Raw genomic sequence first — 16,092 nt, 5'->3', positions numbered from 1 at the left:
CCCGGAGCCCAATCCGGAGCCCGGCCCAGCGCCCGACCCGGGCCCTATCCCAGCCAGACGAGCATCCCGTCGCCCTCCTCCGCCGCCGTGCGGAAGAACGGGCGGAGCCGGTCGTAGTGGTCGCGTACGTAGTCCAGGGACTCGCCGCGCTCCCAGATGATCGTCGGGTAGACCTCCGCGCGGGCGAGGTCCTCCGGGGCGGCGCCGGACGTCAGGTCCTCGCCGGATATCTGCTCCAGCGCCTTGGCGGCGAGCCGGACCCGGTCAGGGGTGAGGTAGCGGGGCGGGCCGTAGCCCCAGTCGTCGGCGTCCGGTATGGCCTCTTCCCCGTGGACGATGTCCACGGGGAAGGCCGCGCGGTGGAGCAGGAAGCCGAGGGCGCCCCACGCCTTGTCGACGTCCAGGCAGCGTGCCTTCGCGGGATCAGTTCCGTCGGCCGTGTCCGCGTCCATCCGCTCGCCGACCAGCTTCAGCGCCCACTCGGGATCGCGGAGGGCCCGGTCGAGTTCGGCGGGTGTGACGCGTGCGTACTCTCCGATCATGCTCATGGTCCGGATGCTAGGGCCCGGCCATGGCCCATCGGACAGGCCCTAGGTGCGACCACTGACAACGCCGCCGGTACGGGGCGCGGGCCGGTCGCCGCAGCGACGAAAACCGGCCATCCGAGGCAGCCACCGCCTGAGACAATGGAGCACCCATAGCGTCAGTGGCAGGAGTGCACGCACGGTGTCCCAGGACCGCCAACCCCCGATTCCCGACGGTGCCGATCTCGGCCTGCAGCCCGTGGATCTCGGCCTGCAGTCCGATTGCGGTAGCTGTTTCGGCCTGTGCTGTGTCGCGTTGCCGTTCGCGGCCTCGGCGGACTTCGCGATCGACAAGGACGCCGGGCGGCCCTGCCCGAACCTGAGCACGGACTTCCGCTGCGGCATCCACACGGACCTGCGGCAGCGCGGCTTCTCCGGCTGCACCGTCTTCGACTGCTTCGGCGCCGGCCAGAAGGTCTCCCAGGTCACCTTCGGCGGCCAGGACTGGCGGCAGGCCCCCCGTACCGCCCGCCAGATGTTCGACGTGTTCCCCGTCATGCGGCAGCTCCACGAGTTGCTCTGGTACCTGGCCGAAGCGCTGGCCCTGCCGCCGGCCCGCCCCGTCCACGCCGAACTGCGCCGCGCGCTGGAAGAGACCGAACGCCTCACCCGAGGCACCGCCCAGGAGCTGAAGGACCTGGACGTCCCGGCACACCGGGGCGAGGTCAATGCGCTGCTGCTGCGGACCAGTGAACTCGTACGCGCGAAGGTCCCGGGCCGCAAGAAGGACCGTCGGGGCGCCGACCTGATCGGAGCCCGCCTCAAGGGCGCCAACTTGCAGGGCGCCAACCTTCGCGGGGCCTACTTGATCGCCGCCGACCTCAAGGGCGCCGACCTGCGAGCGGCCGACCTGATCGGCGCGGACCTGCGGGACGCCGACCTCACCGGCGCCGACCTCACCGGCAGCATCTTCCTCACCCAGTCCCAGCTCAACGCGGCCAAGGGCGACGCCGCCACCAAGCTGCCGCCGGCTCTCACCCGCCCCGCCCACTGGTAGCGGACCCCGCTCCCGATCGCTCACAGCGAACGCGCTCGGGGGAACATCTCCCACCCCGGCTGCATTGAGTGAGTACAGCTCAACTTGCCTGCTGAAGGGGAGATCATGGCTTCGACGTCCACACCGCTCACCCTGCCCGTGCTGCCTCTCGACGACGAGGTCGTACTGCCCGGCATGGTGGTGCCCCTGGACCTGTCCGACACGGAAGTGCGGGCCGCGGTGGAGGCCGCGCAGGCAGCGGCTTCCGCCGATTCCTTGGGTTCTTCGGGTAACAAGCCGAAGGTGCTGCTTGTGCCCCGGGTTGACGGGACGTACGCGGGCATCGGCACGCTCGGGCGGATCGAGCAGGTCGGGCGGCTGTCCGACGGCGATCCCGGGGCGCTGATACGGGGCCTGGGCCGGGTGCGGATCGGTTCCGGCACGACCGGGCCGGGTGCCGCGCTGTGGGTGGAGGGCACGGCCGTGGAAGAGCGGGTCCCGACTGCGGCTGATGGAACGCCGGGGCTGCCCGGGGCGGTCGCCGAACTCGTCACCGAGTACAAGGCGCTGGCCACGAGCTGGCTGCGGAAGCGCGGCGCCTGGCAGGTCGTGGACCGCGTGCAGCAGATCGAGGATGTGCCGACGCTGGCGGACAACTCCGGATACTCGCCGTTCCTGACGATGGAACAGAAGGTCCGGCTGCTGGAGACCACCGACCCGGTGGCCCGGCTGAAGTTCGCCACCGACGCGCTGCGTGAGCACCTCGCCGAGCAGGACGTCGCCGAGTCCATCGCCAAGGACGTCCAGGAGGGCGTCGACAAGCAGCAGCGGGAATTCCTGCTGCGGCGGCAGATGGAGGCGGTCCGCAAGGAACTCGCCGAGCTCAACGGCGATCCCGAGGACGAGAGCGGCGACTACCGCGCCCGGGTCGAGGCCGCCGGGCTGCCCGAGGACGTCCGCAAGGCCGCCCTCAAGGAGGTCGACAAGCTGGAGCGGGCGAGCGACCAGAGCCCCGAGGGGTCGTGGATCCGCACCTGGCTGGACACCGTTCTGGAACTGCCGTGGAACGAGCGAACCGATGACAGCGCTTCCGCGTACGACATCGCCGGCGCCAAGGCGGTGCTGGACGCGGACCACTCCGGCCTGGCGGACGTCAAGGAGCGGATCACCGAGTACCTGGCCGTCAGGAAGCGGCGGGCCGAACGCGGTCTCGGGCTGATCGGAGGCCGCCGCGGGGGAGCCGTGCTGGCGCTGGTCGGGCCGCCCGGCGTCGGCAAGACCTCGGTTGCCGAGTCGGTCGCGCGGGCCATGGGGCGGAAGTTCGTCCGGGTCGCGCTCGGCGGCGTACGGGACGAGGCGGAGATCCGGGGGCACCGGCGTACGTACGTCGGCGCGCTGCCCGGCCGGATCGTGCGTGCCGTCAAGGAGGCCGGCTCCATGAACCCGGTCATCCTCCTCGACGAGATCGACAAGGTGGGATCCGATTTCCGGGGCGACCCGGCCGCGGCCCTCCTGGAGGTCCTGGACCCGGCGCAGAACCACACCTTCCGGGACCACTACCTGGAGGTCGAACTGGACCTCAGCGATGTGGTCTTCCTGGCCACGGCCAACGTCCTCGAAGCCATCCCGGAGCCGCTGCTGGACCGGATGGAACTGGTCCGGCTGGACGGCTACACGGAGGACGAGAAGGTCACCATCGCCCGGGACCACCTGCTGCCGCGGCAGCTGGAGCGGGCCGGTCTGGAGCCCGGCGAGGTGACGTTGGAGGACGCCGCGCTGCGCAAGCTGGCGGGCGAGTACACCCGCGAGGCGGGCGTACGGAATCTGGAGCGGGCGGTCGCCAGGCTGCTGCGCAAGGTCGCCGCCCGGCACGAAGTGGGTGAGCAGGAGCTGCCGTTCACGGTCGGGGCTCCGCAGCTGCGCCCGCTGATCGGGCGGCCGCACCACACCCCCGAGTCGGCGCAGGACCCGGCCGAGCGGCGGACCGCGGTGCCCGGTGTGGTCACCGGCCTCGCGGTCACCGGCGCCGGCGGCGATGTGCTGTACGTCGAGGCGTCGCTGGCCGACCCGGAGACCGGTGCGTCCGGGCTCCAGCTGACCGGTCAGCTCGGCGATGTGATGAAGGAGTCGGCGCATATCGCGCTGTCGTTCCTGCGCTCGCACGGCGCGGAACTGGAGCTTCCGGTCGCCGACCTGAAGGAGCGCGGCGTGCATCTGCACGTACCGGCGGGTGCCGTCCCCAAGGACGGTCCGAGTGCGGGCGTGACGATGACGACTGCGCTGGCGTCGCTGCTGTCGGGCCGCCAGGTCCGGCCGGAGGTGGCGATGACCGGCGAGGTCTCGCTCACCGGGCGGGTGCTGCCGATCGGCGGCGTCAAGCAGAAGCTGCTGGCCGCGCACCGGGCGGGGATCACGACCGTCGTGATCCCGAAGCGGAACGAGGCCGACCTGGACGACGTCCCGGCCGAGGTCCTGGAGAAGCTGGACGTCCACCCGGTCTCCGACGTCCGCCAGGTCCTGGAGCTGGCACTGACACCGGCGTCGAACGGCGCGGCGCCGGAGGTCGCCCCTCTTTGCGCCTGAACCGGCGCCGTCCCCCGGCTCACGCTGGGAGGTGCCCCCACTCGCGGAGGCGGCTGATCGCCGCGGGGGGTTGCCCAAGCGGTGGTTGCGGTGTTGAGGGTGGGCGCGTTCTGCCGCGAGAGCGCGCCCATCCCGGGGGTGTCTGTCAGCCGTTGGCGAGTGCCCTCAGCCGGTCGTACGCCCCGTTGAACCGGTTGTGGTCACCGACCGTCGGACCCGACGAGGTGTACTGCCAGATGGTGTGGAAGCCCCAGCCGGCCGGGAGTTCGCCGACGGAGGAGCCATAGCGCGGGACCCACAGCGGGTTGACCTTGCCGAAGGCCCGGGAGTTGCCGGTGCACTGCTTCCACCAGCGGGTGGAGGTGTAGAGGACGGCGTCCCGGCCGGTACGCGCCTTGTAGCCGGCGAACCAGTCCTTCATCCAGTTGACCAGCCCGGCCGCGCTCATCCCGTAACAGACCGAACCGTACGGGTTGTACTCCATGTCGAGCGCGCCGGGCAGCGTCTTGCCGTCCTTGGACCAGCCGCCGCCGTGGTCGACGAAGTACTTCGCCTGGGCCGCGCCGCTGGAGGTGTTGGGGGTCGCGAAGTGATAGGCCCCGCGGATCATGCCGACCTTGTACGAGCCGTTGTACTGCTGGGTGAAATAGGGGTTGGTGTAGCTCCTGGACTCGGTCGCCTTGACATAGGCGAACCGGACTCCGCTCTTCCATAGCGTCGACCACGCGACATTGCCGTTGTGGCTGCTCACGTCCACGCCGTGGACGGACGCCCGGGGCGACGCCGCCTGGGCCATGCCGGGTGCGGTGCCCTCGTGTTTGGCGATCTCCGAACCGGCCCAGTCCTGGCCGGGGTGACTGGGTTCCGGAGCGTAGTCCGTGGCCGCGGCGGCGGTGCCGGGCAGCGTGAGGAGAAGGGAGACGATCGCGAGAAGGATGCCGGCCGCGGTCGCGAGGGAACGTGCCGGACAGTGGGGGGAGCCGGATCTGCGCACGGTCATACGTGCCTCCGTAGATCTCGATGGATCTCGGTGAGTGACCTGAGGGGGGATGTGGAGCGGGGATGGCGAGCGGCCGATTTTTGGTGTGGTCATGCCACGAATACCGGTACGCGCGTAGACCACCCTCCCAAAAGAGTGTTACCGGGCCGCCGTTGGTCTAACCGTGCGAAATACTGGCCGAGCTGCGGCTTAGGCCGCCGCTGAAAGAAAGTTCCAGGGCGGGGAACGAAGGAAAGGGTGCTGACGTGCACAACACCGGAGCCGACGGTACGACGGCGAACGGCGAACCGAGTGGTGTGGACCACGTATTCCTTTCCCTGGAACGGGAGTTGGCGGTATTCCTCCGCCGCGCCCGCGCGTCTTCCGGCGAATTGGCACGCGAGGTCCATCCCGACCTGGAGTCGGCCGCGTACGGGCTCATGGTCCGGCTGGCGGACGCCGGCGCACAGCGCGCGACCGACCTGGCCGGTTTCTTCGGCGTCGGCAAGGCCACGATGAGCCGTCAGCTGCACGCCCTGGAGCGCCTCGGCCTGGTCGCCCGCGAACCGGATCCGGCCGACGGCCGGGCCGTCCTGGTGCGCATCACCGACGAGGGCCTGGACCGCTTCACCCGCGTCCGTACCGCCCGCCGCGCCCAGTACGCACGCCGCCTCGCCTCCTGGGACCGCACCGAGGTCGCCGAACTCGCCCGTCTGCTGCACCAGCTCAACGCCGGGCAGGAGGGACAGGAGGGGCAGGAGAGTCAGTAGGCCGGTCCCCGCGCCACGTTTTCTGTCACGGCGCCGCGTTTTTTGTCACGGCGCCACAAAAATCACCGCGGCGTCGTCCCGCGCCTTGCCGCGCGGATACGCCGCGCAGTCCGGGTCCGCGGCCTCCGCCGCCCGTACCTGGTCGATCAGTGCCTGCGGGCCCTGCTTGGCGACCAGTGCCGCGCAGTCCGCCCAGGAGCCTTCCTGGAAGACCTCGACCCAGCGGCCCGCCCCGTCGGTCAGCGCGGTCAGCGAACGGATCCCGGCGCGCGGGGTGCTGCCGGTGACCGCGCGGGCGGCCACGGACGGATCGGCGGCCGCGGTGAAGAAACCCCCTTCGGCATTGCGCAGCGCCTCGACCGCGCGGGCGTACTCCCGGCCCGCGGCGGCGCGTTCGGCTGAGCCGCGGGGCAGCGCCCGTACGGCCGCCCGCTGCGCGCGGACCGCGGGCGGCAGTTCGTCCAGCCGGGAGTCCAGTACGGGGCGCACCGAGCCGTCCGTCCGCTCCAGGAGAAGGACGGAATCCGACAGCACCAGGTGCTCGACGGTGTGTTCGGACCACCGCGCGGCGACCACCGTTGCCTGCGGAGTGCGGACGTGAGAAAGGTCACACGTGGCGCGGTGTGTGTCGGCTGTGCGGGAGATGGCTGCGGCGAGTACCTCAGCCAGTGTCATATCCGGGTGTGATCCCGACAGTTCGAGCATTGCGCCCCCGAGGCGCGCGGTGAACCAGGGCACGGAATGGACACAGCCGACATCGCCCTCCGGAGGCGTCACGCCGTCCAGGAGGACCAGGACTCCGCCCTGGCCGGAGGCCGGAAGGGCGACGGATGCGTAGTCCTCGTTTGGGCGTTGGGGATCGCCCGGCTCGGTGGCGAGTTCGATGCGCATACCGCCAAGTCTGCCGGAGGGGGCCGGTTCGCCCCGGTGGCCGGGCCGATCCGGGTGCCGGCATACGGCCAGGTCAGCGGTGCGCGGAAATTGCGGGGCCGCTGGGGCCGACGGGCTGCGGGCGCGCATCCTTCCAGGGCCGGGGCGGTTCTCCAAACGCGTCTCGGGGTTGCGCGGGGTTGCGGCCGAGGTCGGCCGCGCAGGGGAGTTGATGGTCAAACTGGGATTGATGTTCACTCGTTCAGGTGGCCAGGCATCTGTTGCCGAGCCACTGCGCGGCGCCGGTGGAATGGTCTCTTCCCGGATCATGGGGGTGGGGCCAGGACGTTCGTCGCGACGCGCAGAATCCGGGCTGTTTCCCTTCGCGGATGTGTGTGCTGCGGTCTTTGCGCAGGTCCGCCCCGCGAGCGGAAGCGAGCCGGGTCCGCGACGCCACTCGGCGTGGGCAGGCGAGACAGGAATGCGAGCAGCGGTGCGGATGAAGCGGCTTCGGGGCGGCGCAGGGAAGCCGGGTTCACCGGCCGGTTCGGTCTCGGGACCGGGCACGACGGACGGCGGCGACCGCACGGGACGGCGTCCCGCGCGGGTACGCAACCGGCTGGTCGGGGCCGTGGCCGTGGTGGCCGTCGCCATCCTGGGAGCCGGCGCGCCCGCCGTGGCCACCGCGGCCGACAACGCCCACAACACCCAGCAGCTGGTCGACCTCGCCGAGCTGAACGCGCGCGCCATCGCACTCGCGCACTCCCTCGCCGACGAGCGCGACGCCATGACCGCCTACGTCGCCGCCGGGCGCAGTGCCCGCACCGGCGACAAGGCCGCGCAGTCCCAGCGTGCCCGCGTGGACCAGCAGATCAGCGAGCTGCGCACGGAGGCCGGCGACGCCTCCGGGGAGAGCACCGTGTACGCCGAGGCCGACAAGCTCCTCGCCGCGCTGCCGCAGACCCGTCACCAGGCCCTGTCCGGGCCCGGATCGGCCGAGGACACCTTCGACGCGTACACCGAGGTCGTCCAGGCGCTCGGCGCCATCAGCGACGACATCGCCCGCGGCCTGCCCGCCCGCGCGGACTCCGCGGACGCCGACACCCGCGCACTGCCCGCCCTCGGCCGCGCCACCGACCAGGCGGCCGGCGCCCGCGGGCTGCTGCTCGCCGCGCTCAACGCGGGCGGCCCGCAGCCCCGGCTGACCGCCGCCGCACAGCTCGCGCACCTCCGCGAGCAGGGCACGCTGGCCGACTTCACCCAGTCGGCGAGCCAGGGCGCCCGGGACCGCTACGACCGCACCGTCAACGGCACGGACGTCACCACCGCCGAGCGCTATCTGACCCACCTCACCGACCAGCCCCGCCTGGACGCCGCCGATCTGCGGCTCAACCGCCAGCGGGTGCAGGCCACGCTCAGCGCCCGCGTCGGTCTGATGCGCGGTGTCGAGTCGGCCATGGCGACCGCCGACATCGAGCGGCTCGGCGCGCTGCGCGACGACGATGTGACGGAACTGGAGATCCGCATCGGCCTGGAGGGGCTCTGCCTGCTGCTGGCCGTCGGCGCCGGTATCTGGGCGGCCCGCTCCATGACCCAGCCGCTGGCGGCGCTGCGGATCGGCGCCAAGCGGGTGGCCGAGGACCCCGCGCACGAGGAGCCCATCACCTACAAGGGCCGCAACGACGAGTTCGCCGCCGCCGTGCGGTCCGTCAACGCGCTGCACGCCCAGGTCGGCGAGCAGGCGCGGCGGACCGCGGAACTGGAGGGCGAGCGCAAGCGGCTGGTCGGCGGCCGGCAGCGGCTGGTCGCCGAGCGCGAGGTGCTCCAGGAACAGGGCGAGGAACTCAAGGAAGAGATCGCGGACCTCACCGAGCGGCTGGCAGCCCTGCGCGCCGGTGTCCACGGGCGGTTCGTCAACCTGTCGCTGCGCACCCTCGGCCTGGTGGAGCGCCAGCTCGCGGTCATCGAGTCGCTGGAGGAGCGGGAGCAGGACCCGGAGCGGCTGGAAACTCTCTACAAGCTGGACCACTTCGCCGCGCGGATGCGCCGCAACAGCGAGAACCTGCTCGTCCTGGCGGGCGCGGAACACTCCACCGCGCATGTGGGCCCCGTAGCGCTGCTGGATGTGCTGCGCGCCTCGATCAGCGAGATCGAGCGCTATGAGCGGGTCCGTGTCCAGTCGTTGCCGCCGCACTCCCAGGTCGCCGGGTTCGCCGCGGACGACCTCAGCCACCTCGTCGCCGAACTCCTGGAGAACGCCACCGCGTTCTCGCCGCCGGACGCCCATGTCGAGCTGTCCGGCTGGCTGCTGGAGAGCGGCGAGGTCATGCTCTCCGTCCAGGACGAGGGCATAGGGATGACCCCGGACCGGCTGGCGGAGCTCAACGAGCGGCTGTCGGACGCCGAGGCCGCCTCGTCCTCGGAGACCCTCGACGAGGCGCTGGGCCTCGGCCTGTACGTCGTGGTGCAACTGGCCGCCCGGCACGGTATCCGGGTCGAGCTGCGGGACCAGAAGCAGGGTGGCGTCACCGCCGCCGTCGTCCTGCCCCGCTCCATCCTGCCCACCCGCCCGGCACCGGCCGCCCACCCGGCGGCGTCCCCCGCGGACCCGGCCCCCGCCCAGACGCTCCCCGGCTCGGTCGCCGAGGCGAACTCCAACACCCTGCTGACGCGGCGGCCGTGGGCCGACCGGCGGGCGGTCGGGGCGGCGACCGCAGCGGAAGCCGACGCCGACGGTGCTGACGCGGCGGGTGACGCGCCGGTGGGCGATGCAGCGCCGGATGCCGACGAGGCCGCTGCGCCCGCGCCCCTCGACGACTCTCCGGCCGCGCCCGTCGACGAGGCTCCGGTCACCCCCGCCACCGACCCCTTCGTCGCCGCCGCGGAGCGCGCGATCGACGCTGCCGGGCTCGGCTCCACCGGCGAGCACGCCCGCCCCGAGGACGACGCCGGCCCTGCCGCGGCGTCCGGCCCGAGCACCGGCGACCGCAACACCGGCGGCCCGGCTGCCGGCGACCCGTACGCCATCGGCCCGGACGAGCACACCCGCCCGGAGTCCGACACCGCGACGGACGAACCGCATACCGCTGACGCGCAGACCGCTGACCCGCAGTCGGACGAACCGCAGACGGACGAACCCCAGGCCACCGATCCGCAGCCCGAGCCCGACGACGACCCGTCCCCCGGGGAGCGGCGGACGACCGGCACCGGTCTGCCCAAGCGCACGCCCAAGATCGTGGCGCAGCAGTCGCCCGCCCCGCCCACGGGCGGCGCGGTCAACGCCGAGGCGCTGAGCCGCCGGCTCGGCGGATTCCAGCAGGGGGCGCGGGACGGCCGGCGCGAGGTCGAGGCCGAGATCGCGGAACGTACCGCGGAGCAGCACATCCCACAGAACGACACCGACGGAGCGGGGGCCCCGGGAGATCGCCACGTTGTCGAGGAGGCACGCGATTGAAGGCGCAAGCGCCCACTTCTTACGGACACGGACTGAGCAGTCAGGCACGGAACCTGCACTGGTTGCTGACCAATCTGGTCGACGAGGTGCCCGGCATCCGCTCGGTCGCGGTGGTCTCCTCCGACGGTCTGCTGCTGCTCTCCTCCGACCCCGACCGGGCGGCCGGAACGGCGACGCCCGGCGAGAGTGACGGGCCCAAGGGGTCCAGCGCCGATCTCGCCACCATCATCTCCGGGCTCGGCAGCCTCACCAACGGCGCCGCGAAGCTGATGGACGGCGGGGTCGTCAAGCAGACGATGGTCGCGATGGACGAGGGCAGCCTGTTCGTCATGTCGATCAGCGATGGTTCGCTGCTCGGCGTGCACGCCGCCCCGGACTGCGATATGACCGTCATCGCGTACCACATGGCGTTGTTCGTCGGCCGGGCCGGACACGTACTGACCCCCGAACTCCGCACGGAACTCCGCGAGTCGATGGAGAACACCCAGTGAGTGAGCGCAGCGAGCGAACCATTGAGAGGTGCGTGCCGAGCGAGTGCGAGGCCGAGCGGAGCGAGGTTTCGGCATGAGTGCTGCCCCCAAACTCCCCAAACGCGGCGGCGGCGAGAAGAGACCCGCACGCGTCCGGCCGTACTCGCTCACCGGTGGCCGCACGCGATTCGGCCATGTGCTGCTCGTCGAGTCGTTCGTGGCAGCGCTGGACGGCCCCGAGGAGCGGCGTGAGCCGGCCCCGACGGATGGCCGCTGGGTCGCCCGGGTGATGCCGGAGATGCGCGCGATCGTCGATCTGTGCCGCCGGATGCGCTCGGTCGCCGAGATCTCGGCACTGCTCAAAATGCCACTGGGAGTGGTCCGGGTGCTGCTCAGCGACCTCGCCGACCAGGGAAGGATTCGCGTGTACGGCACCGGGCACGGCATCGGCCGGCCCGACCGCGCACTGCTGGAAAGGGTGCTGAGTGGACTTCACAGGCTCTGACACGACAGCGGCCGGGGCGACGCTGACCGCCGACTCCGTGGGACGGGCCGACGCCGTGGCTGTGTCCGATGGGGCCACCGACGCGGGCCTGCAGAGCTGGCAGATGGACCGTACGCGGGCGCCGATCGCCACCAAGATCGTGGTGGCGGGCGGCTTCGGCGTCGGCAAGACCACGTTCGTCGGGGCGGTCTCGGAGATCACCCCGTTGCAGACCGAGGCGGTGATGACGCAGGCCAGCGAGGGCACCGACGATCTGTCCGCCACCCCGGAGAAGACCACGACCACGGTCGCGCTGGACTTCGGCCGGATCACCCTCGACCAGGACCTGGTGCTCTATCTGTTCGGCACGCCCGGACAGCAGCGCTTCTGGTTCATGTGGGACGACCTGGTGCGCGGCGCGATCGGCGCGATCGTGATGGCCGACACCCGGCGGCTGGAGGACTGCTTCCCGGCGCTGGACTACTTCGAGAGCTGCGGACTGCCGTACGTCGTCGCGGTCAACCACTTCGAGGGGACCGATTCGTACGCCGTGGACGACGTCCGTGACGCGCTGACCGTGCCGGCGCACGTACCCGTGGTGATCATGGACGCGCGCAAGCGGATCACGGTGACCGAAGCGCTGCTGACGCTGGTCGCGCACGCCCTGGACGCCGCGCCCGAGTAGAGCGCACCTCAGCCCCCACCCCCCCGAACAACAGCAGTGAGCAGAGAAGAGCGCCGCCATGCGGAAGATCCTGATCGTCGGTGCCGGCCAGTCCGGCCTTCAGCTCGCCCTCGGTCTCCAGTCCCAGGGCTACGAGGTCACCCTCATGTCCCACCGCACCGCCGACGAGATCCGCTCCGGCCGGGTCATGTCGACGCAGTGCATGTTCGACACCGCCCTCCAGCACGAGCGCGACCTCCAGATCAACTTCTGGGAGAGCCAGGCCCCGCGCATCGAGGGCCTCGGCGTCTCGGTCGCCGCACCCGGCAGCCATGCGGAGCCCGGCGGCTCGGCGCGCGCCGTCGACTGGGTCGCAAAGCTGGACGGCTACGCCCAGTCCGTCGACCAGCGGGTGAAGATGGCCGGCTGGATGGAGACCTTCGCGCAGCGCGGCGGCCAGCTCGTCATCCACGGCGCCGCCGTCTCCGACCTGGACTTCTTCGCCGGCCGTTACGACCTGACGCTGGTCTCGGCCGGCAAGGGCGAGCTGGTGTCCATGTTCGGCCGGGACGCCGCCCGTTCGCCGTACGACGCCCCGCAGCGCTCGCTCGCCGTCGCCTACGTCCACGGCCTGGGCCCGCGCCCCGAGCACCCCGAGTTCGACGCGGTGCGCTGCAACCTCGTCCCCGGCGTCGGCGAGCTGTTCGTCATGCCGACCCTCACCACCTCCGGCCGCGCCGACATCCTCTTCTGGGAGGGCGTGCCCGGCGGCCCGGTGGACGTCTTCCAGGGCACCAAGGACCCGGGCGAGCACCTCACCAGGACCCTTGAGCTGATGGAGAAGTTCCTGCCCTGGGAGTACGCCCGTGCCACCAAGGTCGAGCTGACCGACGACAACGGCACGCTCGCCGGCCGCTACGCCCCGACCGTGCGCAAGCCCATCGGTCGGCTGCCGTCCGGCGGCCTGGTCCTCGGTGTCGCGGACGTCGTCGTCGCCAACGACCCGATCACCGGCCAGGGCTCCAACTCCGCGTCCAAGTGCGCCGCCGCCTACCTCGCGGCCATCGTCGAGCGCGGCGACCGGCCGTTCGACGGGGACTGGATGCAGGCCACCTTCGACCGCTACTGGACCACCGCCCAGCACGTCACCAAGTGGACCAACGCGATGCTGGCGCCGCCGCCCGAGCACGTCCTGAACATCATCGGCGCGGGCGGTCAGGTCCAGAGCATCGCGGACCGCTTCGCCAACGCCTTCGACGACCCGTCCGACTTCGAGAACTTCTTCTACGACCCGGACAAGGCGAACGCCTATCTCGCCTCGGTCACCGGCTGAGGCCCCGCTCCCGGCCCCGGTGGTCGCGTCCGATGCGCGCGGTGTCCGGGGCCGGGGCGGGGGGCGTCACGGCAGCAGGGCTTCCAGCTCCCAGTCCTCCAGCGTCCAGTCCTCCATCTCTCTGACCGGGCCCGGTTTGTCCGGCTGCGGTGTGTCGGGCTCCGGTTTCGTCAGCCCCGGGTCCGGGCGTACCGCGCCCAGCAGCGGGTTCGCCGCGACCGGCGTGATCTGCACGCGCTTGCCCGGCCGGGGCGCCTGGACGACCTTGCCGTCGCCGATGTACATCGCCACATGCGTCGCGCCGGGGTAGTAGATCACCAGGTCGCTGGGGCGCAGCTCGTTCAGCCGGACACGTGGCAGGTTCTTCCACTGCCCCTGGCTGGTGCGCGGGATCTTCCGTCCCGCGCGCGCCCAGGCCTGTGAGGTCAACCCCGAGCAGTCGAAGGCATTCGGACCGGACGCGCCCCAGCCGTACGGCTTGCCGACCTGTTTGAGGGCGTACGCGAGCGCCCGCTCGCCGACCGATGACGGAGCGCTCTCCTCGCCCTTCTTGTTCTTCCCGCCGACCTTGCCCGCCGACACGGCGGCGCGCTGTGCGCTGTCGACGCCCTGCGCCTCCAGCCGGCTCAGCTGCGTGAGCTGCTCCTCGGTGAGCGAGGCGAGCAGCTTTTCGACGTCCTTGAGCTTCGTCTGCACAGCATCCCGCTGCTGCTGGCGCTGGTCGGTCAGCTGTTGCTGCTTGTCGAGCGCGGCTCGGGCCTCCTTGGCCAGCGTGTCGGCCTTCTTCTCGGCGGCGGTCAGCCGGGCGACGGTCGCTGCCTGCTCGGTGGCGGCCTCCTGGAGCAAGTGACCCTGATCCATTGCCTGTTGGGGGTTCTTCGCCATCAGGATGCGCAGATACGACGAGAGCCCGGCCGCGCGCGTGCTGCCCTGGTACTGCTGCCGGGCCAGCCGCCCCGCGTCGGCCCGCCCTTCGGCCAGCTCCTTACGGGCCGCCACGAGCTGGGTGTTGAGCTTCGCGGACTTCTGCCGCGCCGCTTCGAGGTCCTCCTGCGTCGCGTTGTACGCCTCCGTCGACTCCTCGGTCTTGCGGTAGAGGGTCTGGAGTTGCCTGAGCAGGGCGCTGGGTGTGCGCTCCGAGGGGGAGAGAGGGGTGGTGTCCGTCCTGTCCGTGGCGCTTGTGCCGGTGGGGTTGCCGGTCTCCGGCCCGCCGTCGACGCCCTCGGTGACATGCGCCAGCTCGCCCTCACCCGTGTCCGACGAGCCGGTCTCCGGGGTCCCGGTCTCCGGTGACCCGGTGCCCGATGTCCCGCCGTCCGACGATCCCGTAGGCGGTGGTTCGGGCCCCGCCTCGGCCAGGACCGGTGACGCGGACAGTGTGACCGTCACGGCTCCGACGAGCGCCAGCGCGCAGACCGACTTCAGCAACCGTCCGGACACGAACCCACCTCCGACTCCCGGGACACCATCCGTAGGGATCGGATGGTCGGATGATTCGGATGCTGCCACGGCAGTCATACATTTCCGGCTAATGGGTGGGCTTCATGACATTCAGATCACTCGATCAGCCGTCGAAGTAGGTGTCGAAGGCCTTCTGGAACTCCCAGCCGTTTTGACGTCCTCACCCATGTGAGAGTGGGTGATCCCGCCTGCCTCGCTGTGGTGAACCGCGGGGCTTCGGGTGGGTTCCTGCTTCGACGAGCGCTGCCCCGACTTGCGGGGTCTGACGCGCTCTCCACAGGCATTTTGACGCTCCGCCTCGTGCCGCATCTCAGCGGCACGTTTCCGTCCAGCGGCGCGTATGTTGACCTCGGCGTTGGTGTCCCGGTCGTGGGCGACTCCGCATCCGGTGCACGTCCACCTCCGGACGTGGAGCTGGTCCCGTCCTTTGGGCCCGGTGAGCTCGTGGCAGGCCGAGCACTCCTGAGTGGACGGGTACCAGCGGGAGACCTTGACAAAAGTGCGCCCGTGCCGGGCGCACTTAGCTTCCAAGGTGCGGGTGAACTTGCCGAGGGACTGATCGTGGACGCTCTTGCCTAACCGTCCGCGCCGGGCAGCCATGCCCTTCATGTTCAGATCCTCCACGTACACGCCTTGGCTCTCGCGCGTGATGGTGGTGGTGTGCTGTTCGATGAAGTCGCGTCGCTGGTCAGCGATGCGGGCATGGATCCTGGCAACGACAAGTCTGGCTTTACGTCGGTTGTTTGATCCCTTCTTCTTGCGGCTGAACACCCGCTGGGCGCGGCGCAGCTTCTTCTCTTGGCGTCGGAAGAACTTCGGTGAGGTGATCTTTTGGCCGCGCAACACGGCATAGGAGGACAAGCCCAGGTCGATCCCGGTGTCCGTCTCCTCCACGTCTAGCTCAGGCAGGGGCTTGTCTTGGGCTTCCACCACAAACGACGCGAAATACCTTCCGGCCGGGTCCTTGATAACCGTCACCGACGAGGGGGCGGAGGGTAGCTCGCGGGACCAGCGGACGGGGATGTCGCCGATCTTTGGCAGGTGCAGCTTTCCGCTGGGGGTGATTGACCAGCGGGCGTTGGCGGTGAACCGGACGGCCTGGCGGGCAGCCTTCTTCTTCATGCGAGGCGGGCTCACCCTCGGGCCCTTGCGGGTGCCGTTCTTCGAGGCGAAGAAGTTGCTGTAGGCGGCTTCCAGATCCCGAAGGGACTGTTGGAGAACCACGGCGGATACGTCGCGGAGCCATGCCCGTTCCGGGGTCCGCTTGGCTTCGGTGATGACCCTCGTCGACAGTTCGGCGGCCTTGGGCCGCGCATGGCCCTGAGCGTATGCGTCACGGCCGATACGTAACGCGTCGTTGAACACGACGCGGGCGCACCCGAATGCCCGTGCCAGCTCCCTGCACTGATCTGGGCCCGGGTACAAGCGGAAGTTGTACCTGAGCTTCACGGCAATCAACGTACT

General features: G+C 70.9%; 13 protein-coding genes. 8 read left to right on the top strand and 5 right to left on the bottom strand.

Annotation, left to right across the window (positions count from 1 at the left end):
* Positions 1-44: 44 nt before the first annotated feature.
* Positions 45-548 carry a YfbM family protein gene (locus AB0I10_RS09985; protein WP_363151870.1) on the bottom strand — a complete coding sequence of 168 codons (504 nt, stop codon included), beginning with the start codon at positions 546-548 and terminating at the stop codon, positions 45-47.
* Positions 549-750: 202 nt separating this feature from the next.
* On the opposite strand from AB0I10_RS09985, the gene AB0I10_RS09980 reads away from it, so the two are divergent.
* A complete protein-coding gene (locus AB0I10_RS09980) occupies positions 751-1,581 on the top strand; it encodes a pentapeptide repeat-containing protein (RefSeq protein ID WP_363151960.1) in 831 nt (276 codons plus the stop codon).
* A 105-nt stretch (positions 1,582-1,686) separates the two neighbouring features.
* Complete coding sequence (gene lon / locus AB0I10_RS09975; protein ID WP_363151869.1) at positions 1,687-4,143, top strand: endopeptidase La; 2,457 nt, start codon at positions 1,687-1,689, stop codon at positions 4,141-4,143.
* Between the two features lie 145 nt (positions 4,144-4,288).
* Here the strand turns inward: lon and AB0I10_RS09970 are convergent, their stop codons facing one another.
* Complete coding sequence (locus AB0I10_RS09970; protein ID WP_363151868.1) at positions 4,289-5,143, bottom strand: lysozyme; 855 nt, start codon at positions 5,141-5,143, stop codon at positions 4,289-4,291.
* A 245-nt stretch (positions 5,144-5,388) separates the two neighbouring features.
* Between AB0I10_RS09970 and AB0I10_RS09965 the strand changes: the two genes are divergently transcribed.
* The gene (locus AB0I10_RS09965; protein ID WP_363151867.1) at positions 5,389-5,892 is read left to right on the top strand and encodes a MarR family transcriptional regulator; all 504 of its coding nucleotides are present in this window, start codon (positions 5,389-5,391) and stop codon (positions 5,890-5,892) included.
* Positions 5,893-5,937: 45 nt separating this feature from the next.
* On the opposite strand, the gene AB0I10_RS09960 is transcribed toward AB0I10_RS09965, so the two are convergent.
* A complete protein-coding gene (locus tag AB0I10_RS09960; RefSeq protein ID WP_363151866.1) occupies positions 5,938-6,783 on the bottom strand; it encodes a hypothetical protein in 846 nt (281 codons plus the stop codon).
* A 478-nt stretch (positions 6,784-7,261) separates the two neighbouring features.
* On the opposite strand from AB0I10_RS09960, the gene AB0I10_RS09955 reads away from it, so the two are divergent.
* From AB0I10_RS09955 to AB0I10_RS09935, 5 genes are all read left to right on the top strand, one after another.
* Complete coding sequence (locus tag AB0I10_RS09955; RefSeq protein WP_363151865.1) at positions 7,262-10,216, top strand: nitrate- and nitrite sensing domain-containing protein; 2,955 nt, start codon at positions 7,262-7,264, stop codon at positions 10,214-10,216.
* Positions 10,213-10,707: a roadblock/LC7 domain-containing protein gene (locus AB0I10_RS09950; RefSeq protein ID WP_363151864.1), complete on the top strand. Its 495-nt coding sequence runs from the start codon at positions 10,213-10,215 to the stop codon at positions 10,705-10,707. The genes AB0I10_RS09955 and AB0I10_RS09950 overlap by 4 nt, the downstream gene beginning before the upstream one ends.
* A gap of 73 nt (positions 10,708-10,780) precedes the next feature.
* Positions 10,781-11,191: a DUF742 domain-containing protein gene (locus tag AB0I10_RS09945; RefSeq protein WP_363151863.1), complete on the top strand. Its 411-nt coding sequence runs from the start codon at positions 10,781-10,783 to the stop codon at positions 11,189-11,191.
* Between the two features lie 103 nt (positions 11,192-11,294).
* A complete protein-coding gene (locus AB0I10_RS09940; RefSeq protein ID WP_363151959.1) occupies positions 11,295-11,855 on the top strand; it encodes an ATP/GTP-binding protein in 561 nt (186 codons plus the stop codon).
* 58 nt (positions 11,856-11,913) lie between these two features.
* A complete protein-coding gene (locus AB0I10_RS09935; RefSeq protein WP_363151862.1) occupies positions 11,914-13,167 on the top strand; it encodes a styrene monooxygenase/indole monooxygenase family protein in 1,254 nt (417 codons plus the stop codon).
* A 66-nt stretch (positions 13,168-13,233) separates the two neighbouring features.
* Here the strand turns inward: AB0I10_RS09935 and AB0I10_RS09930 are convergent, their stop codons facing one another.
* Entirely contained in the window at positions 13,234-14,607 is a 1,374-nt protein-coding gene (locus AB0I10_RS09930; protein WP_363151861.1) for an NlpC/P60 family protein, read from the bottom strand.
* Positions 14,608-14,718: 111 nt separating this feature from the next.
* The gene (locus tag AB0I10_RS09925) at positions 14,719-16,077 is read right to left on the bottom strand and encodes an RNA-guided endonuclease TnpB family protein (RefSeq protein WP_363151860.1); all 1,359 of its coding nucleotides are present in this window, start codon (positions 16,075-16,077) and stop codon (positions 14,719-14,721) included.
* Positions 16,078-16,092: the final 15 nt, after the last annotated feature.

Origin of the sequence: Streptomyces sp. NPDC050636, assembly GCF_040654775.1 — a bacterium.
Lineage (GTDB): Bacteria > Actinomycetota > Actinomycetes > Streptomycetales > Streptomycetaceae > Streptomyces.
This window is presented reverse-complemented; position numbering and strand designations above follow the sequence as displayed.

Bases quoted from the DNA above. Each gene is read 5' to 3' on its own strand.
- AB0I10_RS09985 (WP_363151870.1), bottom strand. From the start codon at position 548: ATGAGCATGATCGGAGAGTACGCACGCGTCACACCCGCCGAACTCGAC.
- AB0I10_RS09940 (WP_363151959.1), top strand. From the start codon at position 11,295: ATGGACCGTACGCGGGCGCCGATCGCCACCAAGATCGTGGTGGCGGGC.
- AB0I10_RS09955 (WP_363151865.1), top strand. From the start codon at position 7,262: ATGAAGCGGCTTCGGGGCGGCGCAGGGAAGCCGGGTTCACCGGCCGGT.
- AB0I10_RS09935 (WP_363151862.1), top strand. From the start codon at position 11,914: ATGCGGAAGATCCTGATCGTCGGTGCCGGCCAGTCCGGCCTTCAGCTC.
- AB0I10_RS09945 (WP_363151863.1), top strand. From the start codon at position 10,781: ATGAGTGCTGCCCCCAAACTCCCCAAACGCGGCGGCGGCGAGAAGAGA.
- AB0I10_RS09960 (WP_363151866.1), bottom strand. From the start codon at position 6,783: ATGCGCATCGAACTCGCCACCGAGCCGGGCGATCCCCAACGCCCAAAC.
- lon (WP_363151869.1), top strand. From the start codon at position 1,687: ATGGCTTCGACGTCCACACCGCTCACCCTGCCCGTGCTGCCTCTCGAC.
- AB0I10_RS09970 (WP_363151868.1), bottom strand. From the start codon at position 5,143: ATGACCGTGCGCAGATCCGGCTCCCCCCACTGTCCGGCACGTTCCCTC.